This is a genomic window from Martelella sp. AMO21009 (assembly GCF_053484295.1).
Genome location: NZ_JBAKFR010000035.1, coordinates 23,649 through 46,138 on the forward strand (window position 1 = coordinate 23,649; position 22,490 = coordinate 46,138).

A 22,490-nucleotide genomic window follows, 5' to 3' on the forward strand; every position below is an offset into this window, starting at 1 on the left:
CCATCCTCCCGGACGGCAGGCTCCCGGTTCAACGGGGCCTGCCGGCTCCGCGCGGCAACCTCCGGCAAGGCTCTCTGGAGTAATTGATGTTTAGCTATGACAAGTCGCAGCGTCTGTTCATCGCAATGCTGCTGCTGCCGGCCTTTGCCGTGCTGGCGCTGTTCTATATCTGGCCCTCAGTATTCAATTTCCGGGTCTCGTTCACCGATCTGAGCCTGCTCTCGCTGCGCGAGGGCGGCGATTTCATCGGTCTGGAAAACTATGCCGAACTCATGAAAAGCGACGGTTTCCGCCGGGTGATCTGGAACACGGTGTTCTGGCTCACCATCGTTTCGGTTGGCATCCGTCTGGTGTTCGGGCTGCTTTTGGCGATCCTGATCGAATCGCCGGCAATCCGCCGCTTCCGGCTGACGACGCCGCTCAGGCTCGCCATGCTGCTGCCATGGGCGACGCCGCCGATCGTCGCCGTGGTGGTCTGGCGTCAGCTTCTCGACGGGCGCACCGGCTTCATCAACGAGGTTCTGTTCGATTTCGGCCTGATCAAGCAGCCGATCGCGTTTCTGGCCGACATCACCTGGGTATGGCCGGCGCTGATCCTGATCATCACCTGGAACACGCTTCCGATCGTGACGTTGACGCTTGCGGCCGCGCTCCAGAGCGTGCCGAAGGACCTTTACGAGGCGGCAGAAATGGATGGCACCAATGCCCTCCAGCGCTTCTTTCACGTCACGCTTCCGCATCTTCGTCCGACGCTGGTGATCATGGGCCTGCTCTTGACGATCTGGACCTTCAACAATTTCGTCTATGTCTGGCTCGCCACCGGCGCCGGGCCCGGCACCTTCACCAATGTGCTGGCGACCGAGGTCTATCTCCAGGGCTTCGTCAATTTCGAACTCGGCCTGTCGTCGGCCGTCGGCATGGTCATGGTCGCGGTCATGATGGTCTTCGGCCTGCTCTATTTCCGCTACGTCGCGCTGCGCAACTTCTCGGATATCATGTGATGAGCAAACAACACGCATCCCCGAAAGGCGCCGGCATTCTCGGCGACGGGCTTTCGCTTGTCGCAGCCGTCCTTGTGCTGATCTTTCTGGTCGCCCCGGTCGCCTGGATCTTCATCGCCTCGTTCCAGACCAATGCCACGCTGTTTTCGGACGGCCCGGCCGAATGGACGCTTGAGAACTACAAGACCATCTGGCGCGCCGATTTCGGCACCTACATCTTCAACAGCCTGTTCATGTGCATCACTGCCGTCCTGATCGTGACCGCGATCAGCGTGCTGGCCGCCTATGTGTTCTCGCGCTTCCGGTTTCCGGGAAAACGGATCGTGTTCGGCAGTGTCGTGCTCGGGCAGCTCTTTCCGTGGATCATCCTGGTGACGCCGCTGTTCGTGCTGTTTTCTCAGCTCGGACTGCTGAATTCCTATGTCGGCATGATCTTCTGCTATGTTGCAATCGCGCTGCCATTCTCGGTCTATCTGATGGTCGGCTACCTGCAATCGGTCCCGCGCGATCTAGACGAGGCCGCCTTCATGGACGGTTGCTCGCGCCTTCAGGTGATCTGGCATGTGGTGCTGCCGCTGATGGTTCCCGGCATCGTCGCGACCGCGACCTATTCCTTCCTGCTGATGTGGACCGAATATCTGTTCGCGCTCGCCTTCCTGACCAAGACCGCGATGAAGACGATGCCGCTCGGGCTTGCGTTGTTCTTCGGCGAGGATGCCGTCGATTGGGGGGCCGTGATGGCGGCCTCAGCCGTCACCACGCTTCCCGCCCTCCTGCTTTTCATTCCGCTGCAGACGCGGCTTGTCTCCGGCATGACCTCCGGCGCCGTGAAAGGATGATATGATGAATACCGTTACCGAAGCGGGCTCGCTGAAGCTCGATCACATCCGCAAGTCCTTCGGCTCCGTCGAGGTGCTGCACGACATCAACCTCGACATCGATCCGGGCGAATTCGTCGTCATCGTCGGTCCGTCGGGCTGCGGAAAGTCGACGCTGCTGCGCATCATCGCCGGCCTCGAGACGCTGTCGAGCGGCGAAATCCTGATTGGGGGACGCGATGTCAGCCATGTGACCGCCGCCAAGCGCGGGCTTGCCATGGTGTTCCAGTCCTATGCGCTCTATCCGCACAAGACGGTCGCCGAGAACATGGGCTTCGCGCTGAAGATCGCCGGCGAGAAGCGCCAGGAAATCGACCGGCGCGTCAACGAGGCCGCCCGCATCCTGAAGCTTGAACCACTGCTCGATCGCAAGCCCGCCGCCCTTTCCGGCGGCCAGCGCCAGCGCGTCGCGATCGGCCGCTGCATCGTGCGCCATCCGCAGGTGTTCCTGTTCGACGAGCCGCTGTCGAACCTCGACGCGGCGCTGCGCTCGCAGATGCGCGTCGAGCTTGGCGACCTGCACCAGCGCCTCGGCGCGACCATGCTTTACGTGACCCATGATCAGGTGGAGGCGATGACGCTCGCCGACAAGATCGTGGTGCTGAAGGACGGCCATGTGCAGCAGGTCGGCAGCCCGAAGGAACTCTACAAGCGCCCGAACAACCTGTTCGTTGCCGGCTTCATCGGCTCGCCGGCGATGAACTTCATCGACGGCGAGATGAACGCGTCGGGCTTCCGTTCCTCCGGCCTCAGCCTCGCCGTCAGTGGTGGCGCGGCCGGCTCAGCCAAGCTTGGCATCCGCCCCGAACATGCCCGCCTCGAGCCGGCCGGCAACGGCCTTCCGGCGCTCAACGTCGACATGGTGGAATATCTCGGCGACGAAAGCGTGGTCTATGGCCACCTTTCGGACGGCACGCCGTTCACGGTCAAGGCAGAGGGCGAGGTGGATCTCGACCAGGGTTCCGTCGCCGGGCTTTCAGTCGACAGCAACGAAGTCCACCTGTTCGACGCCGCCGGCAACCGCATCGAGGCCTAGTGTTTTTCAGGTCCGGCCCCTGTGCCGGGCCGTTCCAGCTTCTCCCGTGAAAGGATGTTTCGCGCCATGAATATCATCACCATCCTCATCGACAGCGTGAACCGCGACGCGCTCGCCGCCTACAATCCCGAAACCCGGGTGAAAACGCCCAATATCAGCCGGCTGGCGGAAAAGGCGACGGTGTTCGAGAACCACTTTGTCGGCAGCCTGCCTTGCATGCCGGCGCGGCGCGAGATCATGAGCGGCCGCAAGGATTTCCTGTGGCGTCCTTGGGGCCCGATGGAGGTGTTCGACGCGCAACTGCCGAAGGAGATGTCGAAGGGCGGATATCGCACCGCCGTCGTCACCGACCACTACCACTACTGGGAAGAGCAGGCGAACGGCTATATCGAAGCCTTCGATTCCATCGAATTCGTGCGTGGCCACGAGATGGACCCCTGGAAATCCTACGATGGCAACGAGCCGCTGCCGGCCTGGGCCGCCCGCATCGCCGAATATCGTGGCGAGGAAGCGGTGCGCCAGTATTATGCCAACGTGAAGGACTTCACGGGCGAGGAGGACTATTTCCCGGCCAAGGTTTTCACCGGCGCCGCCAACTGGCTCGACAAGCACGCAAAGGAGGGCAAGTTCTTCCTCCATGTCGAGAGCTTCGATGTTCACGAGCCCTTCGACGCGCCGGAACCCTATGCCTCGCTCTATACCGACGATGCCGCAAAGCGCGACCGCTACAATATCTGGCCGCCTTACCAAAACTACGAGAACCTCCGGAAGTTCATGGCCCAGACCTCCGAGGAGGAGCTGGAGTTCCTGCGCTCGCAATACGAGGCCAAGATCACCATGGCCGACCGCTGGCTCGGCCACTTGCTCGACAAGCTGGACGAACTCGATCTGTGGGACGATACGGTGATCGTGCTCACCACCGATCACGGCCATGATCTCGGCGCGCGTGGCGTGTTCGGCAAGCAGTATCCGCATTACGACACCCACGCCAACATTCCCCTCATGATCTACCACCCGAAGCTTTCGGCTGGCGGCAGCCGCCAACCCGGCCTCAGCCAGACCGTCGACCTGTTTGCGACCGTGCTCGACGCAGCGGGTGTCACGCCTTCGGCAGAACCCCGCCACAGCCGCAGTCTGGTTCCCGCCGTCGGCGGCGGCGATACCGATCGCGACGTGGTGCTTTACGGAACGTTCGGCCAGGGCGTGTGCCTCACCGACGGCGCCTATACGCTGTTCAAATCGCCGGCGGAGGAGGAAAACAGGCCCCTCAACGTCTATTCAACCTTCCTGGCCAAAACCATGCTGGTCGACAACGGGACGCCGGAACGCGCCGGCGAAATGCCGCGAAAGCCGCTTGCCTCCGGCTATTTCGACGCCTCGGTCGATCTGCCCATGTGGCAATACCCGATGCCGGTGGATCTGCGGACTACCGAAAACTTTCTATTCAACCGCAAGAAGGATCCGGCTCAGAGCGAGAACCTTTGGGATACCGATGTCAAAGAGCGTGAGCGTATGCTGGCCCTCATCCGCCAGACGATGCGCGAGGAGGGAGCGCCGCCGGAACAATTTATCCGGCTGGAACTGGCATAGACCTCCCCAGCCGGCCAAAAGGCGCCTTGCGTGCCGCGTTTTCCGGGGTTGAGGCTGGAAATGCGTCGCGTCTTTCGAAACCTGGCTGCAAGGCGAAGTAGCGTCGACCGCGAGATGCCAAATTCTTGTCGAGCTTCTGCGGCGACCTCTGCAGTTATGGTTTGGTGCGTATGTGCTTCAGACCGAGCGCCTTGCAGGCCTTGGCGAAGGCTTCGGCGATACAGCACGAGCCGTTCTCGGTCATGATGCGCTTCACCGCAATGCCGAAGCTTCCGTAATGAGCGACGGCTGCCCTTAGGAAGGTGATGGCGCTGTCAACCTTCTCATTCTCGAAGATGTTGGTGAAGGCGATCCGGGATGCATCGTCGATACAAACATGAAAGTATTCCCAACCGATGCCGCGTGAATTGCTCTGGCCGGTCCTGTCGCCTGTGTTGCGGTGGCCAACGCGGTTGAAGCGACCGATGCGCTTGATGTCGAGATGAATCGGGCGGCCCGGTCCGCCATATTCATAACGTATGATCGGTTCGGCTGGGGCAATGTCCTTCCTCCGAGAGAGGCCGGCGCGTCTGAGGACGCGGCTGACAGTGGCCGGTGAGACACTTCATGTCCCATTATATGGGATAGATGTTCTATTATTTGACATGAACCAAAAGCCGTGAATGATTGGTGCATCCGGGATCATGAGGACCTGCCGGATGAGTGTTTGCAGTTGGAATGAAGGATAGCTCGTGCCCGCATATTTGTGCACAGACATGGAAAAGATCGCCCGAAAGGCCGGTCAAGCCTTCATCGACCAGCTTACCTATCCAGGAATCTACCGTGGCGCTCCCCTGAGCGTAACGCCGGTTCTCGTCGAGAACGAACATAGGCGCACGATCGTCATTTCCGATGCGGATTCCGAGGCCGCGCGAGCCTTGCCTGTCGGTATGGATACCGTTGTCTATGGTCGCTATTTCACCTTCGATATCGCTGCCGATACTGCCGCGCTCACCTTCGCAGAAGCCGTCCTCGGAGCCGCAGGAACCACGGCTCTGGTCTGCGAACCGTCGATCCCGCAGGCGCGCTATGAAATGCTCGTAGCTTCGTCAACGATTGGCTTTAGTGGCGTCACGGCAGACCCTGTTCTCCATATTTATCGCAGAAGGATCGCGGACATCGAGGCGCAGTGGATTTCCACGCGTGCGGAAGATTGCGCTCCGCTTGCTCCTTATCTCGCTGATTTCGACCATGGCGAAGCGCTGAATGCTGCTCTTTTCGCGCGCGCCACCGGTTTCGCGCCACTTGTCGGGCTTTGCGCCGATCGTGGCATCGGCGCGCTTTGCATCACCGCGCCTCATGAGGTGGAAGCCTTCACCGGCCTGCCGGACATCGTCGCTCGCATGCATGGCCTGATTGCGGTCTATATCGCTGGATCGCCGGATATTCTGGTTTGTGCATCTGCCTCACTCGATCGTGACGGCTTCGAGTCCGACGGCTTGCCCCGGCCGCTTTCGCAGGTTCTTTCCGGCCTGGGAGCGGTGGCGGCGCAGAAGAACGACATGGGCGCCGGTCTCTGGCAGGTGCTCACCACGGCAGGGATCGAGCTCATTGAGGGCGACGCCGTGCTTCGCCGTTTTCAGGACTGCCGCGCCGGCGATGATCTCGGCTATTTCATTCTGGCCGGCAATGCGGTGATCGAGGGCATGGCGGCGGCGCGCGCCTGTCTTGCGCAGCGCAACGGGAGCGAAGTCACCGAGCGCGATCTGTCGGATGTCTGCCAGGCTGCCATCGGACAATTTGCGGCACGCTTTGGCTTTGGCGGGCGTACCGCGACCTATTTCGACGTCATCCATTCCGGCGCGCGCACATTGCTGCCGGCAACGGCTGCGAATTATCCCGTCGGATCTGACGACCGGACAGTCGCCTTCGATCAGGGGATTGTTGTGCGCGACAGCGCCGGCTGCGTGCGCGCCGTCTCCGATATCGCGCGCACCGTCTGCGCAATGCCGGAACTGACCGGCATTTACGAGGGCTTGCGGGCGGCGCTCATCGACGGCCTTATCCCCCGCATCCGCCCCGGCATGTCAGGTGCGCATGTGCATGCGATCGGCGTCGATTGCCTGCGCCCGCTCGAAGGGCAACTGCGCGCCGCTGGTTTGTTGCCCAACGGAATGAGCGTTGATGCCTATACCCGCGATTGCGGTCATGCGATGCAGCGCCAGACCATTTCCTCGGTCTATTTCATGCCGGGCAACACGGCGCTGATGGAAGAGTACATGCTCGGCTGCGTGGAATATGTATGGGCGATCGGTGACGTGCTGATCGGCGTCGAGGAGGGCTATATCGTCCTGCCCGAAGGCACATATCCCTTCACTCGCGAGGTTGCTGCATGAGCGCAGCCGCCGACCACAACGCCCGACCGGCAGAAGGCGAGACCGCAGCGCTCGTTGCTGAACTGGTTTCCATTGAAAGCCTTTCCGGCCAGGAAGCCGCCGTTCAGGCGTTCATCGCGGATTGGTTCGGCGCTGAAGGAATTGCCACGCGTCTGGAGCCGGCGGCCGATGGGCTGGTGAACGTGGTGGTCGAAATCGATGGCGCCGGTCCCGGACAGACGCTCTGGATCGGCGGACATTGCGACGTGGTCGGAGTCGGTGATGGCTGGAGCCGAGATCCCTTCGTTCCCGTGATCGGCGAGGGCCGGCTTTACGGGCGCGGAACGATGGACATGAAGGGCGGGCTCGCCGCTGCTATGCTGACGGCTCGCGACATGTATCGTATGCGGACGAACTGGGCGGGCAGGTTTATCTTTGCTTCGCTTTCCGACGAGGAAGCCTATTCGCGGGGCGCCGAAGCCCATGTCGCCAATTGCGGCCAGATCGATGGCGCTATCATGTGCGAACCGCATTTTTCCGACGTCGTCATCGGCGCGCTCGGCAAGGTCAATCTTGTGGTCGAGGTGCAGGGGCTTGCTGCCCATGCCTCGCATCCGGAAAAGGGCATCAATGCCGTTATCGAGGCTGGCCGCCTGCTGGCGCTGATCGGCGACTTGAAACGGACGGCAGAGCCAACGTTCGGAACGCCCAGCCATTGCGTGATCGGCATCGAAAGCGGTGACGGAACCTATTCTATCTCCGTGCCGGACCGTTGCCGCTTCACCATCAACTGGCACTTCCTGCCAAGCGAGAGTGCCGAAGGCGCTGTGTCGCTGATCCGCGATCTTGCCGACAGCCTCGCAAGCCCGGCGAAATTCGACATCACAGCCAGGTCGCCCAGCTATGACGGCTATCTGCTCGATCGCGATCTCGCTTTCGTCAATGCCTTCTCCGCGAGCTATCGTCTGGTTCTCGGCGCAGAGCCGCGTCTGGAGATCGGGCGGGGCGTATCCGACGCCAATATACTGGCTGGCCGGGCCGGCATTCCGACGCTGCTTTTCGGCCCTTCCGGCGGCAACATGCACGGTCCTGACGAATGGGTCGACCTCATCGAGCTGGAGAAGGTGCGATCCGTTTATTTGGATTTCGCGCGCCGCTTTCTCGCATCCAAGACTGACTAAGGAATACCCGATGCCTCAGGACAACCCGTCCGCGATCGACTTCGACAACATCATGAAACATGTCGATCACATGCGCACGCACTTCCCCGACCGCAAGAGCGGCAGCGGCGGTGACCTTGAGGCCGGGCGTTATGTCGTTGAGCAGATGAAGGGCTACGGGTTGGATGCCGCGTTGATGCCCTTCGAGACCTATGACAGCGACATCGGTACGTCCTTCGTCGCGCTGGACGGACCCGACGGCGCGGAGATTGCCTCCTTGCCATGCCTGCATGTCGAGCCGACGCCGGAAGCCGGCATCACGGCAGAGCTGGTCGATGTCGGTCCCGGCGGTCTGGACGATTACGAAGGCAAGAGCGTCACAGGCAAGATCGTGCTGGCGGAGGTGTCCTACGCGCCGGCGACGCCGGAAAAGGCGCGCATCGCAGCGGCCAAAGGCGCGCGCGCCATCCTGCTGATGAACTGGGGCAAGGATGACAGCACTGAAATTCCGTGGCGCGGACTGAAATCGGTCTGGGGCAATCCGACGCCGGAAAATATCGGCGAAATGCCGCGCCTGCCGGGCATCAGCATCTCGCGTACCGATGGCTTCGCGCTACGCCAGAAGCTTGCCGCCGGCCCGGTGCAAATCCACTTCCGCCTGACGGCCAACCGCGTCTGGCGCACGCTGCACCAGCCGGTTTCGTGGCTCACGGCGCCGGAAGGCGCGCCGGAGCGTGACCGTTTCGTCATCGTCTCCAGCCATCTCGATGCATGGACGCCGGGCGTGACCGACAATATCGCTGGCATGTCGGTGATGATGGAACTGGCACGCAGCTTCGCCGGCCACCGCGACGCGCTCCGCCGTTCGATTGTCTTCATCGCCTGGAACGGGCACGAGGTGGCCGAGGCAGCCGGTTCGTCCTATTTCGTCGACAGCCAGTGGGAGCGCATCAACCGCGATGCAGTCGGCTATCTCAATATCGACAGCGTCGGCATGAGGGGCGCGCGCGAGTTCCACGTCAATTGCTGCCCGGAGCTGCGCGCTTTCGCCGAAAGGACATCGCTTGCCGTCTTTGGCCCGGCGCTGCCGTGCAAGGTCCTACCGCTGCGCCGCGTTGGCGACCAGTCTTTTTTCGGGGTCGGCGTCCCGGCGATCACCGGCCGTCACAGCTATTCGCCTGATGTCGTCTCAGAATATCATGGCGCCACACTCGGCTGGTACAATCATACACCGTTCGACACGATCGAAGCGCTGGACCCGTCCTCGCTGCAGGCTGATGCCGGCTGGGCCGCGCGGGCGCTTGAAGGTCTGGTGCTCTCACCAGCACTGCCCTTGCGCTTCACCGCGCGCCTTGCCGACATGCGCGCACGCTATTCCGCTGCCCTCGAAGAGAGCCGCCAGCAGTCGAACCTCGAAATTATCTTGCCGGCGCTCGACCGCCTGGAACCTGAAATCGCCTGGCTCGATGCGATGCTCGCGGACGAGACGCTAACCAATGCACTGCTTGAACGGGTGAACGGCGTCGCCATACGCGTCGCCCGGCAGCTCACCTTCGTCAGCGAAACGGCGGTCGGCAAATACAGCCAGGACAGCTACGGTTCCAGCCTTCTGCTTCAACCGGTGCCGCTACTTCACTGCCTCGACGATTACGAGGCCGCTGAACCAGGTTCGATGGAGGAGAAATTGCTCTGGACAAAGCTGATCCGGCTTCGCCATCAGGTTACCGACGCGATCGAAAGCGCACGCGCCACGATCGCCGATCTCCGCGCGCTCGAGGCACTTTCCGGCAAGCGCGCGACCGGAACAGGGAAATAGCGGTATGCGCATCGAAATACTGAATCCTTCCAGCCGATCCGATACCGGCATTACAGAGGATATGGCGTTCAGCCTTTCCTGGCTCGCAGGCCCCGGTTTGCCGTCGCTTTCCTGTCTGACGCTCGCCGACGGGCCGAACGGCATCTCCACCGCGCGCGATTCCGATGAGGCGGCGCCGGCTATCCTGCGCCACATCGGACGCGCGGCAAAAGACGAGGATGTTGCGGGCTTCGTCGTCGCCTGCTTTTCCGATCCCGGCGTCTATGCCGCCCGCGGGTTGACCCGAAAGCCGGTGGTGGGCATCGGGGAGGCGGGATTTGCCGCCGCTGCGGCGCTTGGCGACCGCTTCGGCACGATCTCGGTTTCCGGAGGGCCCGGCGGCAAGCTCCTGCGGCAATTGCGGCTGGTCGGGCTTTCAGAGCGCCACGCCGGACATCGCGGCCTCAGCCTCGACTATGGCGACCTCAAGAACCCGGAAAAAGTCGAAAAGGCGCTGATCGATGCCGGACTTCAGCTGCGTGACGAATATGCCGCCCAGGCGATCGTGCTCGCCGGCGCCGGCTTCGCCCGTTATATCGCCGCGGTTGAAGATGCGACGGGGCTTGTCGTAGTCGACCCGACCCAGTCGGCGGTATCGATCGTGCTGACAAGCATCATGCAAAGCGCGGCTTGTCGGCCTACCAAGTAAAAACGCGGAAAAACATCCGGTTTTCCGTCCGACTCTTTTCAGGAGACCAAGCCTTATGGACCTGCTCAAGCCCGTACCCGCCAATCTCGCGCCGCCCGCACCGGAGTTTCCTTGGCCGAACGGTGCGAAATGCGCCCTCTTTCCCGCATTCGACGTCGATACGGAATCGGTCTGGCTTGGCTCCGACCCGACCAATGCCGAACGGCTGATCACCATGTCGTATGGTGGTTATGAGGCGCGCGTCGGCATTCCGAAGATCCTCGAACTGCTCGCCCGCCACGACGTGAAGGCGACCTTCTTCGTCACCGGCTGGTCGATTGATGCCCATCCGGCGACGTGCGAGGCGATCCTTGCCGGGGGCCACGAGATCGCGCATCACGGCTATCTGCACTTACGGCCCGACACGGCGTCGACCGAGGTGCTGGTTTCGGAGATGGACAGGGCGATCGAGGCGATGCAGAGCCGTCTCGGCATCACGCCCGTCGGTTATCGTGCCCCCTGGGGCGAGACCTGTGCGGAACAGATGGAGCTGCTGAAGTCGCGCGGCATCCGCTATTCCAGTTCGTTTCGCGACGATATTCGTCCCTATCGCCACGTTCTGGCCAGCGGTGCTGGACCGGTGGAGATTCCGGTCAATTACAGCTTTGACGACTGGAGCTACGGCCTCACCCATCGCACCAGCCCGCGCGCCATGTTTGGCAGCGATCACGTGCTGTCGATCTGGCGCGAGGAGTTCGACCAGACCCGCGCGTGGGGCGGGGTGACGACCATGGTCATGCATCCTCAGGTCACCGGCCGACCGATGCGCATCAACATCCTCGATCGCTTCCTGCAGCACGTTCGACAGTATGACGATGTGTGGATGGCCACAGGCCGCGAGATTGCCGCTCATTACGAGGATTGCGAGAAAGCGGCCGGCTGACGCCGGGCGTGGAGCGCGAGCAGGGGCCTCGGATTGCGCAATGAGGTTGCCGTCTAGAGTATCCGTCTTGATCAAGACGGATACTTCTAAAGGTATTTCGATCGCCATGCCTCCCCAGCCAGGCTCTGGCCGGGGGCGCGTAAACCGGCCGGCCTACGGGTTTGCCCCTGCATTCGCGTGACGTAAAACGCAGCGCCGCACGGCAACAATCTTACCGCTCAGGGATGCAATGCGCCGGCGAGGTCGGCGGCCAACTGCTTCACGGTCGGCGCCAGCGCCTTCATCCGCTCTTTGTCGAAATAGACGGTGGCCCCGTTTATCGAGCAAGCGACGCGCAGCGATCCCGATGCAACGAAGCTCGACGCGATGCCGCAGGTGCCGGCATTGCACTCGTCGAAGTCGATCGCGACCTCGGAATAGCGCGCCAGCCGCAGCTCGGCGAGCAGTTCGTCTTTCGTTTTCGGATAGGGGGTCGGAACGGTTGCGAGGAATTCCGGCCAGCGTTCGTTGGGAAGCTGCGAGATCAGCGCCTTGCCGACAGCAGTGGTGATGGCGATGTTGTGCATACCGACATAGGAACGAAGCTGCAACTGCCGCTCGCCGAAGATGCGCTCGACCAAGACGATGTCCGTTCCTTCGAGCAGCGCCAGATGGATCGTGTCCTGCGTTTCCTGCGCATAGCGTTCTGCGATCGGACGCAGGCGGCGGACGAAATCGAAGGTCTCCCGCTTGCGTTCGCCCAGTTCGAAAAGCTTGTAGCCGAGCTGATAGCGACGCTCGGAATAATCGAGATATCCGTGCTGGACCAGCGTCGCGAGAAGCCGGTGCGTGGTGCTTCGGGACTGGCCGCTGGCCTCGGCAAGGTCGGCAAGCGTATCGCAGCCGCCGGCCACGTGATCGATCAGATTCAGGGCTTTGCTCAGAACGAGACTCATATCTGTTTTCCCGTGCGTTGGGTTCCATTCCTAGCGTCAATCACAGGCAACGGACGTTTGCATCGACGCCTAGAATCTCGTGACGACCCGCGACTCGCCACCCATTTATCCCAATAATTGAAACATCTTTCCCGAATGTTGACAAGAGCGCGGAGTCTTGATTTCTTTTTTCCAGAGGACGAACAGCAAAAACCACGACGCGTCTCGTCGAGATCGCGGCAATGACGGAGAAAAGCTAATGACAAAAGAAACCAAGGGCGGCATCAGCATGAATCGTCGGAGTACACTGAAACTTCTGGGCGGTTCGGTCGCGCTGATCGGCGCCAATGGCCTCTTCACGCTGCGCACGGCAGCTCAGGAGATCGAACGCGGCGGGACCCTGCGCATCAGTGTCCAGAACCGTCCCAAGGATCTCTCGCCTTTCAACAGCCTCAACAATACCGGCTTCCTGATCGCCGAAATGCTCTACTGTGGCCTGACCCGCGTCGACAGAAGCCTGCAGGCGGCACCTGATCTGGCCGAAAGATGGGACATCAACGACACCGCAACAGAATTCACCTTCCATCTGCGCCCCGAAGCGACCTTCCAGTCCGGCGCGCCGGTGACGGCTGCCGACGTCAAGGCCTCGATCGAGGCGGTCCTGAGCCCGGAAACGGGTTCCGGCTCGCGCTCCACGATCGGCCCGATCGACAGGATGGAAATCATCGATGACAAGACAATCAAAATCGTCACCGCCACGCCCTATGTCGACCTGCCAGTCGCCATTGGCGATTCGCGCATGAAGATCGTTTCGGCCAAGGTCCTCGAAGAACAGGGCGTCGAGGGACTATACAATGCGGCCGATGCCAGCGGCCCGTTCAAGCTCGGCGAATTCGACCTCGACCGCAAGATCGAGTTCCTTCCCAACGAGAACTACTGGGACAAGACTTTCCCCTATGTCGATGCCGTCGAGGTTCTGCACTATCCCGACCTCAACTCCGAGGCGCTCGCCTTCCAGAACAAGGAAGTTGACGCCATGCTGGAAACGGACAACGCGAACTTCGTCGTTTTCGAGCAGCTGGATGGCGTGGAGCCGCGTCGCCAGACCACCTCACGCTTCTACAGCCTGACGATGCGTTTCGACCGCGAACCGCTCAACAACATCAAGGTTCGCCAGGCTCTGCGCTATACGCTCGACCGTGAGGCGATGGTCCAGATCGTCCTCGACGGCTACGGCCGCGTCGCCTACGACAACATCCTTTCGGACGACTATCCCTATTATTACCAGGAAGAGAAGCCGACCCGCGACATCGAAAAGGCGAAGCAGCTTCTGAAGGAAGCCGGCTACGAAGACGGCGTCTCCTTCACCATCTACACCGCCGACCGCCCGGCGGGCCGCATGAAGGTTGCGCTCGCCATCCAGGAAATGGCGAAGGCGGCCGGCTTCAATATCGACGTTCGCCGCGTTCCCTATGACGAATATCTCGAAAAGGTCTGGAAGAAGGAAACGGCCTATGTTGCCTCGTGGGGTATGAAGCCGACGATGGATGCCTACTACACCTCGCTGATGACCTCCGATGCGCCTTGGGAAGACACCGGCTGGCACAATGAGGAGTTCGATGCGCTGGTCGCCGAGGAACAGCAGACGATCGATCCGGAAAAGCGCAAGGAACTGTTCAAGAAGTTGCAGGAACTGACCAATCGCGACCTTCCCTACATCATCCCGTTCTACCAAGATTATCTGGCGGCCAACTGGGATTATGTGGAGGACTACGAAATGCACCCGCTGCAGTACACGCACCGTCTGGAACGGACCTGGCTGACGGAAGAGGCGCCCAAGCGCTGATCTTTCGAGCATGGATTGAGGGCCGGCCCGGTTGCCGGCCCCTTCACGCCGTGGTCAAGCGCGAAAGAATCGCTGGACACACGCGCGACTTCATTTCGCGGCAAGGTGCTCCGGAACGCCCAGCCTGAGAAACCAACGGCCCGGCTCGTCCGCTTGCGTTGCACGAACGCGGCCTTGCCGACCTGCCGGAACACCCCCGCTAGCTTTGGGACGAGGGTCGCATCTCATGAGTGCAAATTACCTGATCAGGCGCCTGCTCAGCACCCTTCTGGTGGTGCTGCTGGCCTCGATCATCATTTTTGCCATCGTCAATCTGCTGCCCGGCGATGCCGCGACGATGGTGCTCGGCGATCACGCCACGCCGGAAGATCTGATTGCCGTGCGTTCTCGTCTCGGCCTCGACGAGCCGGTGCTGACGCGTTACCTCTCTTGGCTCGGCCATGCTGTGACCGGCGATCTCGGCACTTCGGTCGCGCTTCAGCAGCCGGTGTGGAACGTGCTGTCCGTTGCACTCGGACGGTCGCTGATCCTTGCGGCGACGTCGCTTCTGATCGTCGTCTGCATCGCGCTGCCGCTTGGCGTATTGGCCGCCGCGCGCCAGCGCACTTGGGTCGATCTGATCGTCAGCCTGTTTTCCTATCTCGGCATCGCGCTGCCGGAATTCGTTACCGCCAGCCTGCTTCTGACCTTTCTCGCGGGCCCGGCGATCGGCATTTTTCCCGCCGGCGGCTATGCGTCCTTCACCGAGGACGGCGTACTGGAGGCGCTGCGCTATCTGGCGCTGCCGGCGCTCTCGCTGACCTTCATCCTGATGGCGCATATCTCGCGGTTGGTACGCTCCGAAATGGTCGACGCGCTCGCTTCCGACTATGTACGCACCGCCGTGCTCAAGGGGCTTTCGCCGCGCAAGGTACTTTTCGGCCATGCACTGCCCAACAGCCTGCTGCCGGCAATCACCATCATCGCGCTCGACATCGGCTATCTGCTCGGCGGCGTTCTCGTGATCGAGGAGATATTCGCCTATCCGGGCATTGGCCGGCTGATGATCTTCGCGATTTCCAACCGCGACCTGCCGCTGATCCAGAGCACCGCTGCCGTAATTGCCGCCGTCTACGCATTCGCCAATTTCGCCGCCGACATCATCTATGCGCGGCTCGATCCGAGGGTTCAGTATGATTGAGGTCTTCCGACAGCTCTGGGCCCACCCGGTCGGCCGTCTCGGACTGATCGCCTGCGGCTTCAACCTTTTCCTGTTCGTGTTCGGACCGGCACTGATGCCCTATGATCCCGATGCATTCAGTTATATGACGCGCCTCGCGCCGCCCAGTGCGGCACACTGGTTCGGTACCGACGAGTTCGGCCGCGATACGCTGTCGCGCATTCTGGCGGGGGCGCGCACCACCATCGGCTTCGGCGTGCTGGCAACCCTGATCGGGACTCTGGCCGGCGCCATCATCGGCATAACGTCGGGCTATCTTGGCGGGCTCTTCGACGAGATCGTCATGCGTTTCGTCGACGCGTTCATCGCCATTCCGAACCTGCTTTTGTCGATGCTGATCGTGATCGCGATCGGCGCGACGACCGGTAATGCCATTCTGGCGATCGCCGTCGCCTTCACACCGTCGATTGCCCGCGTCGCGCGTTCCACCACGCTCAGCATCAAGCAGTCGGATTATATCAAGGCGGCGCAGTCGCGCGCCGACACCACCCGCTATATCGTGTTGCGCGAACTCGCGCCGAACGTCATCGCGCCGGTCATCGTCGAGGGCACGATACGCATCTCGTTCGCGATTATGCTCGGCGCCACGCTCTCCTATCTCGGGCTAGGCGCTCAGCCTCCGGCCTCGGACTGGGGCTTGCTGGTCTCCGAGGCGCGGCAATATCTCCTGCGTTCGCCCTGGCTGGTTATCTGGCCCGGCCTCGGCATCGCCGTCGTCTCCATCGGCTTCAACCTGCTCGGCGACGGGCTGCGCGATGTCTTGAACCCCCGCTCGCGACACTGAGGACTGCCAATGGAAAATCTCTTGAGCGTCGAGGATCTCTGCGTCGATTTCGAAACGCGAAGCGGCACGTTCCACGCATTGAAACATATCAATTTGACGATTGCGCCCGGCGAGGCCGTTGCCGTCGTCGGCGAATCGGGTAGCGGCAAGAGCACGCTCGCCTATTCGATCCTGCAATATCTGGCCCGTAACGGGCGGGTCAGCGGCGGGCGTATCGTCTTTGATGACCGTGATCTTTCTGGCCTGACTTCGCGCGATCTGCGCCGGATGCGCGGCTCGGACATGTCGGTCGTGTTTCAGGACCCGGCGACGTCCTTCAACCCGACGCTGACAATTGGCCATCAGGTGGAAGAGGCCGTGCGCGTGCACACCGCGCTTTCGCCGCGCGAAGTCCATACACGGGCGGTGGAGCTTCTGCGCCGGGTCGGCTTGCCCGATCCCGAAACGATGATGGACAAGTATCCGCACCAGCTTTCGGGCGGGGAAAAGCAGCGCGCCCTGATCGCCGCAGCGATCGTCACCGATCCCAAGCTCCTGATCATGGACGAGCCAACAACCGCGCTCGACATCACCACCGCAACGAGCCTTGTGGAACAGCTTCAGGAACTGAAGAAGAGCCTCGGCGTCGCGATCCTTTACATCACCCATGACCTTTCGATCATGGCCCAGATTGCCGACCGGGCCTATGTGATGGAGCATGGCGTCGTCGTCGAGGAAGGGCAGGTCGAGCAGATCATCACGGCGCCGCGCCATCCTTATACGCAGAAGCTGCTGGCCAGCGTGCCGGAACCGGAAAATGCGACCGCCATGTTAGGCGCGACCCTCGTCGAAACGCCGGAAACATTGCTGAAAATCCGCAATCTCGCCGTCAACTACGAAATGAAGACCAAATCCGGCCGCTTCAACTGGGCGACGAAACGTTCAGTCAGCGCTGTTCGCGACATCGATATCGACATCGGCCGTGGCGAAACCGTCGGACTGATCGGCGAAAGCGGCAGCGGCAAATCGACGATCGCGCGGGCGCTTGCCGGTCTCAATCCGTTTGTGGGCGAGGTCCGGCTTGGCGATACAAGCTATGGCAGTCACGACAGTTTCGACCGCCGTTATCGCCGCGACGTGCAGATGATCTTCCAGCATCCTGACCTTTCGCTCAATCCGCGCATCAAGGTTTTCGACCTCATCGCCCGGCCGCTGAAATTGCTTGGTGCAGTCCCGACGGCAGAACTCGCCACACGCGTGGAGGAGATCACGAAGCTGGTCCAGCTTTCAACCGACCTCCTCGACCGCTACACCTTCCAACTCTCCGGCGGGCAGAAGCAGCGCGTGGCCATCGCACGCGCCTTCATCACCAGGCCCAAGCTCGTCATCTGCGACGAGATCACCTCTGGTCTCGATGTCACGGTACAGAAATCGATCATGGAACTGCTTGCGCAACTGCAGGAACAGTTCGGCACCTCCTACCTGTTCATCACCCACGACATCAATCTGATCCGCTCGGTGGCTAGCCGCATCTATACGATGTATTTCGGCCAGATCGTGGAAAACCGGCGGCTTTCCGATCCGCTGCTGCCGCCGCCCTATCATCCTTATACCGAAGCATTGGTAAAGGCCGCGCTCTCGCCGCGCCGGGCGCTCGGCAGCGCGCTGGAGCCGATCCGGGGCGAGATTCCGAGCCGGCTTTCGCCGCCCGCCGGCTGCGCCTTCGCATCGCGCTGTCCGCGACGGATCGGACCGGTCTGCGACGAGACTGCGCCCACGCTTGCTCGCAGGACGGACACAGTGGAGATGCGCTGTCTGCTGGAAACCGAACGGCTGGAGACGCTGCCGGTCCTTTGAACATCACGCCGGTGAAGTGGTTTCGCACGGCGCGGTCCGCCGGATTAGCCCGCCGTCGTTGCGTAATTCGCGCGACCGATCGCGACCAGCCGGTCTTGCGGGTCAAAGACGTCGATATCGACGAAGCCGATGGAGCGGCCGGTCTTGCGAATGCTGGCAACGGCGCGCAGCATTTCGCCCTTTGCGGGGCGTAGATAGTCGACGCGCATGTTGATCGTCGGCGGCGCGAAATCGAGGTTTGCGATCAGCGCGACATCACCGGCAGTGTCGATCAGCGCCGCGACCACGCCGCCATGCCATTGCGGTTCGTCACCCGGAGAGCGAGCAAATTCCGGGCGATAGCGGGCCGTCAGCGTTAACCCGTCCGCACCGATCATAGCCAACTCGATCCCCATGAAGGCGACGAAGGGCGAACGGGCGAGAAAAGGCGTCAGTTTCTCAATCGTGGCGGTATCGCTCATGGCCGAATCAGAACCTTGCCGATGACGTTGCGGTCTTCTACGCGGGCGAAGGCCGCGCCAGCATTTTCGAGCGTATAGATTTCATCGATCTCCGCCGTCAGCCGCCCCTCGGCGGCAAGCCGAAGGCAGGCCTCGATATCCTCGCGCATATAGGCGTTGGAGCCGAGCAGCTTCAGCTCGAACACCCAGATATAACGGATATCCTCCACCGGGTTGAAGCCGGCGGTTGCGCCGCAGGTCAGCAACCTCCCGCCGACCTTCAGCGTTTTCAGCGACTTCACCCATGTGTCGCCGCCGGTATAGTTGACGATCACGTCGAGCCCGTTGGTTGCGCGCGTTCCGCGCCGGCTCGGCTTGCCATAAAGCGCGTGGACGGCTTCCAGAAAGTCCTGCGCGCGGTAATTGACGGTGTGATCGGCGCCAAGTGCAGAAAGCCGTGCAAGCTTCTCATTCGAGCTTGCAAAGGCCACCACCTCCGCGTCGACCATCTTGGCAAGCTGCACGCAACACACACCAACGCCACCGCTTGCACCGAGAATGCCGACCTTTTCGCCCGCTTTCACGGCGCCATTGGTGAACATCATCCGGTAGGCGGTCGCATAGGCCGTCGGCATGACCGCGGCTGTGTCGAAATCGACGCCGTCGGGGATTACGATCAGTTGATGGGCGGGGACGAGGCAATATTCCGCCAGCCCCCCGTTGATCGTTTCGCCGACCACACCGCGTTCCCGGCGGTTGATCGGATCGACGACCACGCGGTCTCCTACAGACCAGCCTTCAACGCCGTGGCCGATCTCGGCGATCTCGCCGGCGACGTCGAGGCCCGGAATGACGGGCAGGTTGAGCGTGATGCCCGGCATGCCGCGGCGGGTGAAGATATCGTGATAGTTCAGCGTCGTGGCGCGCACACGGATGACGACCTCGCCCGGCCCCGCGGAAGGTGTCGGGAAATCGTCTGCGTAGGTCAGTACCTCCGGTCCGCCATGTTCGCGAATATAGAAAGCCTTCATCCCTTTTCCTGCCCTTTTGTTTTTTTTGCGGTGAGAGCGGCCAGCGCCTGTTCGGCAAGTCGCTTGCGGTCGATCTTGTTGGTGCCGGCCAGCGGCAATTCATCGAGAACCAGGACCCGACGCGGATGCTGGTAGGCCGGTGCATTTTCAAGCGCGAAGCGCTTGACGTCCTCCGGGTCGACCGTTTCGCCGGCGCGCGGCACGACGAAGGCTACCGGCTTGAAGCCCTTGATCTCGTCTGGCACCGGCACCACGCAAACCGCCTGGATCGCCGGATGGCGCATCAGCATTGCCTCGACGTCGCCGGGGAATATGTTTTCCCCGCCGCAGACGAACATGTCGTCCACCCTGCGCGCGAAGGTGAAGAAACCGTCCGCGTCACGCTCGAAGATGTCGCCTGTGCGGTAGAAGCCGTCTTCGGTCATCACCCTGGCCGTCAGGTCCGGACGGTTCAGATAGCCGCGCATCAGCGCGGGGCTGCGGATTTCAAGCTCGCCGCGTCGGTCCACTTCCTGGCCGTTTTCCATCAGCCGCAATTCCACGTCCGGATGCGCACAGCCGACCGACATCGGCGGCGTTTTCAGCCTGTCGGGATGCGGCCCGAAGAAGATCGGTCCGCCCTCCGTGGTGCCGAAGCCGTTGACGACGGCGGCATTGGGAAAGATCGCGCGGATATCCTCGATCAGCTTGGGCGTCGAAGGCGCGGAAGAGATGCGCACGAGACGGACATGCGTGAAGTCGAGGCTCTCGATTAGCGCCTTTTCCTTCAGCGCCATGGCGATCATGGTCGGCACGGCGGTGACCATCTCTACGCGGTAATCGGCGACGGTGCGAATAAAGCTCTTCGTCTCAAAGCGCGGCAGGAGCAACACGCTGCCGCCGCTGCCAAGTGTCGCCTGTGCTGAGGCAAGCCCGTTCTGGTGATAGAGCGGCGCGGCGACGATTGTGCGCCTTCCTCTCGGGCTGCTGGCATCGGTGCGCCGGTCGAGGCCCCACAGATGCCCGCGATGGGAAAACACCACGCCCTTCGGCGTACCGGAAGAACCGGAAGTGTAGATGATCATCGAGATATCGTCTTCGCCGGGGATCACCATCTCGAAAGGACCCGGATCGCAAAAGGCCTCGAAAGCGCCGTCGTTTATGGATTGGCTGGTGAAACCGTCCGGCACCAGCGCAGCATTGGCTTCGTCATGGACTACGAGGCGCGCGGCGCTTTCCTTCAGCATGAATGCAATGGTCGCGGCCGGCTGCTTGGTGTTGATCGGCACGATGGCAAGGCCCGCTCGCAGTGCACCATAGACGGCGGCGAGGTAGTCGGCACTGTTGGCCGCGATTACGGCCACGCGATCGCTGGGCATCAGGCCGCGCCGCCGAAAGCCGCGCGCCGCCGCATCGCACAGCGCGTCGAAACCGGCGTAGGTCAGCGTGCGTGGCGGCGCGACGCCGAGATCAACGATGGCCGGCTGGTCGGCCGGAGCGTCGGGCAAAAGCCCGGCGCCGAGATTGCTGTATCGCACCATGGTGTCAGTCCGTCCTGAATACGATTTTTCCGCCGGCGATCACGAAGCGGATATGGTCCTGTTCATCGATCACCACGTAATCGGCGTCGTGGCCCTGTCGGATCGCACCCTTGCGGCCAGAAAGGCCGAGAATGCGGGCCGGATTTTCGGTGACCGGCAGCAACGCGGTTTCGAGCGGCAGTCCCGCCTCGTGCACCAGCCGCATAAGGTCGCGATAGAGAATGTCGGAAGGAGCGACCCGATAGCCGATAACGGCACCTTCTGCGTCGCGTTTGGCAACCGGAATATTGGCGTCGGAGGAAAAGCTGATCCGCCCGATGGGAACGCCGCGCTCGAGGCAGAGCCGAACGGCATCTGGCACGTCGACGCCGGTCGGATTGCCGTCGAGCTGCGAAACGCAGGCTGTCATGTCGATCGTTCCGCCCATGCGGGTAAAACGGATCGCATGTTCGAAAACCGGAGAGAAGGCGGCGATCCGGTTTACATGGGTCGGCAGGACCTGGGAAAGCGGCATGCCGAAGCGTTCATGCAGGCCGAAAAGCGGTTCGAGCCCGCTCGCAAGCCCGCCGATATGGCAATGAAGCACCGCCGCCTTACCGGTCATCGCCCGCGCGCGCATAAGTTCTCCGGCAAGGGCCGGGAGGTGCGCCGGATCGGCGTTCGGATGCAGCGCTTCCGAAATTGCAGTCTTTGCGCCGATTACTTGATCAATGAGCGACACGTCGGCGAAGACCGTGCCGAGCATGTTTTCGGCGGGCAGCGGCATTCCCGCTGTGTACATGAAGGCTGAAAGCCCTGCGGCCCGCAGTTCATGCGTCTTGCGCAGCAACAGAAGAAGCCCTCGGGTAACGGTTTCCACGCCAAGAACACCGACCGCAGTCGTGGTGCCGCCGGCGAGGATCGTCGCCGCGTCGAGCTCGGCCACGCGGCCGGAAATACCGTTTCCGTCGCCGCCGCCAAGGAAGTGCAGGTGTTGATCGATCAGTCCGGGAATGACCCGCATACCGTCGGCGGCAATATGCGTGGCGCCCGCAAGGCCGGAAAGATCGCTGCCGACCGCAAGCGTGCGCCCACCCGCGGCCACGATATCGGCACGGCCGATGTGCCTTGGCGAAAAGACTTCACCGCCCGTGATCATCAAGATGTCGAGCATGCCTGTTCGATGTCCCCTTCATGCGCCACAGCCTTTTTGCAGCCGTGCCGTCAATCATGGGCAGTAAGATTTTTGTGTCAATATACAGTATAGAAATCCCAATTATCGGGATTTATGAGTCGGTCGCCCTTAACCGAGCGGTTCGCGACGAAGGGCTCAGGATCGCATCGTTGAAGATTTCCGCTGCTGCCGGCGTGCGTTGCGGTTTCGAACGTGAAACGACAGCCGTGGCTCGTCGCCGGTGCTTGTCAGACGCTGCTTAAAAGCAGGCTGGTTTCGCTGTTGGAGACGCCTTCGATCAT

The 22,490-nt window shown here is 61.8% G+C and carries 18 protein-coding genes and 1 pseudogene; 13 read left to right on the forward strand and 6 right to left on the reverse strand.

The window, feature by feature from the left end; translation table 11 throughout:
- Window positions 1-86 precede the first annotated feature (86 nt).
- The 4 genes from V6766_RS22365 to V6766_RS22380 all read left to right on the forward strand — a co-directional run bounded on the left by V6766_RS22365 (window position 87) and on the right by V6766_RS22380 (window position 4,505).
- Window positions 87-1,001, forward strand: coding sequence for a carbohydrate ABC transporter permease (locus V6766_RS22365; protein ID WP_448470343.1), 915 nt, complete (start codon window positions 87-89; stop codon window positions 999-1,001).
- Window positions 1,001-1,840: a carbohydrate ABC transporter permease gene (locus V6766_RS22370; protein WP_448470345.1), complete on the forward strand. Its 840-nt coding sequence runs from the start codon at window positions 1,001-1,003 to the stop codon at window positions 1,838-1,840. The genes V6766_RS22365 and V6766_RS22370 overlap by 1 nt, the downstream gene beginning before the upstream one ends.
- A gap of 4 nt (window positions 1,841-1,844) precedes the next feature.
- Window positions 1,845-2,915 carry an ABC transporter ATP-binding protein gene (locus tag V6766_RS22375; protein WP_448470347.1) on the forward strand — a complete coding sequence of 357 codons (1,071 nt, stop codon included), beginning with the start codon at window positions 1,845-1,847 and terminating at the stop codon, window positions 2,913-2,915.
- A 66-nt stretch (window positions 2,916-2,981) separates the two neighbouring features.
- The gene (locus V6766_RS22380; protein ID WP_448470349.1) at window positions 2,982-4,505 is read left to right on the forward strand and encodes a sulfatase; all 1,524 of its coding nucleotides are present in this window, start codon (window positions 2,982-2,984) and stop codon (window positions 4,503-4,505) included.
- A gap of 157 nt (window positions 4,506-4,662) precedes the next feature.
- Here the strand turns inward: V6766_RS22380 and V6766_RS22385 are convergent.
- Window positions 4,663-5,106, reverse strand: a pseudogene (locus tag V6766_RS22385) (DDE-type integrase/transposase/recombinase); the annotation flags it as partial.
- Between the two features lie 130 nt (window positions 5,107-5,236).
- Between V6766_RS22385 and V6766_RS22390 the strand changes: the two are divergent.
- Genes V6766_RS22390 through V6766_RS22410 form a run of 5 tightly spaced genes read left to right on the forward strand, consistent with a single transcriptional unit; the run spans window position 5,237 to window position 11,445 of the window.
- Complete coding sequence (locus tag V6766_RS22390; protein WP_448470351.1) at window positions 5,237-6,880, forward strand: hypothetical protein; 1,644 nt, start codon at window positions 5,237-5,239, stop codon at window positions 6,878-6,880.
- Window positions 6,877-8,040 (forward strand): M20 family metallopeptidase, encoded by a 1,164-nt coding sequence (locus V6766_RS22395; RefSeq protein ID WP_448470353.1) that lies wholly within the window; start codon window positions 6,877-6,879, stop codon window positions 8,038-8,040. The genes V6766_RS22390 and V6766_RS22395 overlap by 4 nt, the downstream gene beginning before the upstream one ends.
- A 10-nt stretch (window positions 8,041-8,050) precedes the next feature.
- Complete coding sequence (locus V6766_RS22400) at window positions 8,051-9,835, forward strand: M28 family peptidase (protein WP_448470355.1); 1,785 nt, start codon at window positions 8,051-8,053, stop codon at window positions 9,833-9,835.
- A gap of 4 nt (window positions 9,836-9,839) precedes the next feature.
- Window positions 9,840-10,523 carry an aspartate/glutamate racemase family protein gene (locus tag V6766_RS22405; RefSeq protein WP_448470357.1) on the forward strand — a complete coding sequence of 228 codons (684 nt, stop codon included), beginning with the start codon at window positions 9,840-9,842 and terminating at the stop codon, window positions 10,521-10,523.
- A gap of 55 nt (window positions 10,524-10,578) precedes the next feature.
- Window positions 10,579-11,445, forward strand: a complete 867-nt coding sequence (locus V6766_RS22410) for a polysaccharide deacetylase family protein (RefSeq protein WP_448470359.1) — start codon at window positions 10,579-10,581, stop codon at window positions 11,443-11,445.
- A 218-nt stretch (window positions 11,446-11,663) separates the two neighbouring features.
- On the opposite strand, the gene V6766_RS22415 is transcribed toward V6766_RS22410, so the two are convergent.
- On the reverse strand, window positions 11,664-12,380 hold the full coding sequence (locus tag V6766_RS22415; protein ID WP_448470361.1) for an IclR family transcriptional regulator: 717 nt from the start codon (window positions 12,378-12,380) through the stop codon (window positions 11,664-11,666).
- Between the two features lie 238 nt (window positions 12,381-12,618).
- Here V6766_RS22415 and V6766_RS22420 point away from each other — a divergent pair, with 238 nt between their 5' ends.
- The 4 genes from V6766_RS22420 to V6766_RS22435 all read left to right on the forward strand — a co-directional run bounded on the left by V6766_RS22420 (window position 12,619) and on the right by V6766_RS22435 (window position 18,044).
- Window positions 12,619-14,205 (forward strand): ABC transporter substrate-binding protein, encoded by a 1,587-nt coding sequence (locus tag V6766_RS22420; protein ID WP_448470363.1) that lies wholly within the window; start codon window positions 12,619-12,621, stop codon window positions 14,203-14,205.
- Window positions 14,206-14,431: 226 nt separating this feature from the next.
- Window positions 14,432-15,385, forward strand: coding sequence for an ABC transporter permease (locus tag V6766_RS22425; protein ID WP_448470365.1), 954 nt, complete (start codon window positions 14,432-14,434; stop codon window positions 15,383-15,385).
- Window positions 15,378-16,208, forward strand: a complete 831-nt coding sequence (locus V6766_RS22430; RefSeq protein WP_448470367.1) for an ABC transporter permease — start codon at window positions 15,378-15,380, stop codon at window positions 16,206-16,208. Before V6766_RS22425 ends, V6766_RS22430 begins: the two co-directional genes overlap by 8 nt.
- A 9-nt stretch (window positions 16,209-16,217) precedes the next feature.
- Window positions 16,218-18,044, forward strand: coding sequence for a dipeptide ABC transporter ATP-binding protein (locus V6766_RS22435; protein ID WP_448470368.1), 1,827 nt, complete (start codon window positions 16,218-16,220; stop codon window positions 18,042-18,044).
- Between the two features lie 44 nt (window positions 18,045-18,088).
- Here V6766_RS22435 and V6766_RS22440 read toward each other — a convergent pair whose 3' ends face one another.
- Genes V6766_RS22440 through V6766_RS22455 form a run of 4 tightly spaced genes read right to left on the reverse strand, consistent with a single transcriptional unit; the run spans window position 18,089 to window position 22,188 of the window.
- Entirely contained in the window at window positions 18,089-18,505 is a 417-nt protein-coding gene (locus V6766_RS22440; protein WP_448470370.1) for a PaaI family thioesterase, read from the reverse strand.
- Complete coding sequence (locus V6766_RS22445; protein WP_448470372.1) at window positions 18,502-19,515, reverse strand: zinc-binding dehydrogenase; 1,014 nt, start codon at window positions 19,513-19,515, stop codon at window positions 18,502-18,504. Before V6766_RS22445 ends, V6766_RS22440 begins: the two co-directional genes overlap by 4 nt.
- Window positions 19,512-21,035, reverse strand: coding sequence for a class I adenylate-forming enzyme family protein (locus V6766_RS22450; RefSeq protein ID WP_448470374.1), 1,524 nt, complete (start codon window positions 21,033-21,035; stop codon window positions 19,512-19,514). The genes V6766_RS22445 and V6766_RS22450 overlap by 4 nt, the downstream gene beginning before the upstream one ends.
- A 4-nt stretch (window positions 21,036-21,039) precedes the next feature.
- Entirely contained in the window at window positions 21,040-22,188 is a 1,149-nt protein-coding gene (locus V6766_RS22455; RefSeq protein WP_448470376.1) for an amidohydrolase family protein, read from the reverse strand.
- Between the last annotated feature and the right edge of the window lie 302 nt (window positions 22,189-22,490).

Excerpts from the sequence above, each read along its gene's own strand:
- V6766_RS22410 (WP_448470359.1), top strand. The coding sequence starts at position 10,579 with ATGGACCTGCTCAAGCCCGTACCCGCCAATCTCGCGCCGCCCGCACCG.
- V6766_RS22400 (WP_448470355.1), top strand. The coding sequence starts at position 8,051 with ATGCCTCAGGACAACCCGTCCGCGATCGACTTCGACAACATCATGAAA.
- V6766_RS22405 (WP_448470357.1), top strand. The coding sequence starts at position 9,840 with ATGCGCATCGAAATACTGAATCCTTCCAGCCGATCCGATACCGGCATT.
- V6766_RS22445 (WP_448470372.1), bottom strand. The coding sequence starts at position 19,515 with ATGAAGGCTTTCTATATTCGCGAACATGGCGGACCGGAGGTACTGACC.
- V6766_RS22440 (WP_448470370.1), bottom strand. The coding sequence starts at position 18,505 with ATGAGCGATACCGCCACGATTGAGAAACTGACGCCTTTTCTCGCCCGT.
- V6766_RS22420 (WP_448470363.1), top strand. The coding sequence starts at position 12,619 with ATGACAAAAGAAACCAAGGGCGGCATCAGCATGAATCGTCGGAGTACA.
- V6766_RS22455 (WP_448470376.1), bottom strand. The coding sequence starts at position 22,188 with ATGCTCGACATCTTGATGATCACGGGCGGTGAAGTCTTTTCGCCAAGG.
- V6766_RS22395 (WP_448470353.1), top strand. The coding sequence starts at position 6,877 with ATGAGCGCAGCCGCCGACCACAACGCCCGACCGGCAGAAGGCGAGACC.
- V6766_RS22365 (WP_448470343.1), top strand. The coding sequence starts at position 87 with ATGTTTAGCTATGACAAGTCGCAGCGTCTGTTCATCGCAATGCTGCTG.
- V6766_RS22380 (WP_448470349.1), top strand. The coding sequence starts at position 2,982 with ATGAATATCATCACCATCCTCATCGACAGCGTGAACCGCGACGCGCTC.
- V6766_RS22425 (WP_448470365.1), top strand. The coding sequence starts at position 14,432 with ATGAGTGCAAATTACCTGATCAGGCGCCTGCTCAGCACCCTTCTGGTG.
- V6766_RS22430 (WP_448470367.1), top strand. The coding sequence starts at position 15,378 with ATGATTGAGGTCTTCCGACAGCTCTGGGCCCACCCGGTCGGCCGTCTC.
- V6766_RS22375 (WP_448470347.1), top strand. The coding sequence starts at position 1,845 with ATGAATACCGTTACCGAAGCGGGCTCGCTGAAGCTCGATCACATCCGC.
- V6766_RS22415 (WP_448470361.1), bottom strand. The coding sequence starts at position 12,380 with ATGAGTCTCGTTCTGAGCAAAGCCCTGAATCTGATCGATCACGTGGCC.
- V6766_RS22450 (WP_448470374.1), bottom strand. The coding sequence starts at position 21,035 with ATGGTGCGATACAGCAATCTCGGCGCCGGGCTTTTGCCCGACGCTCCG.
- V6766_RS22370 (WP_448470345.1), top strand. The coding sequence starts at position 1,001 with ATGAGCAAACAACACGCATCCCCGAAAGGCGCCGGCATTCTCGGCGAC.
- V6766_RS22435 (WP_448470368.1), top strand. The coding sequence starts at position 16,218 with ATGGAAAATCTCTTGAGCGTCGAGGATCTCTGCGTCGATTTCGAAACG.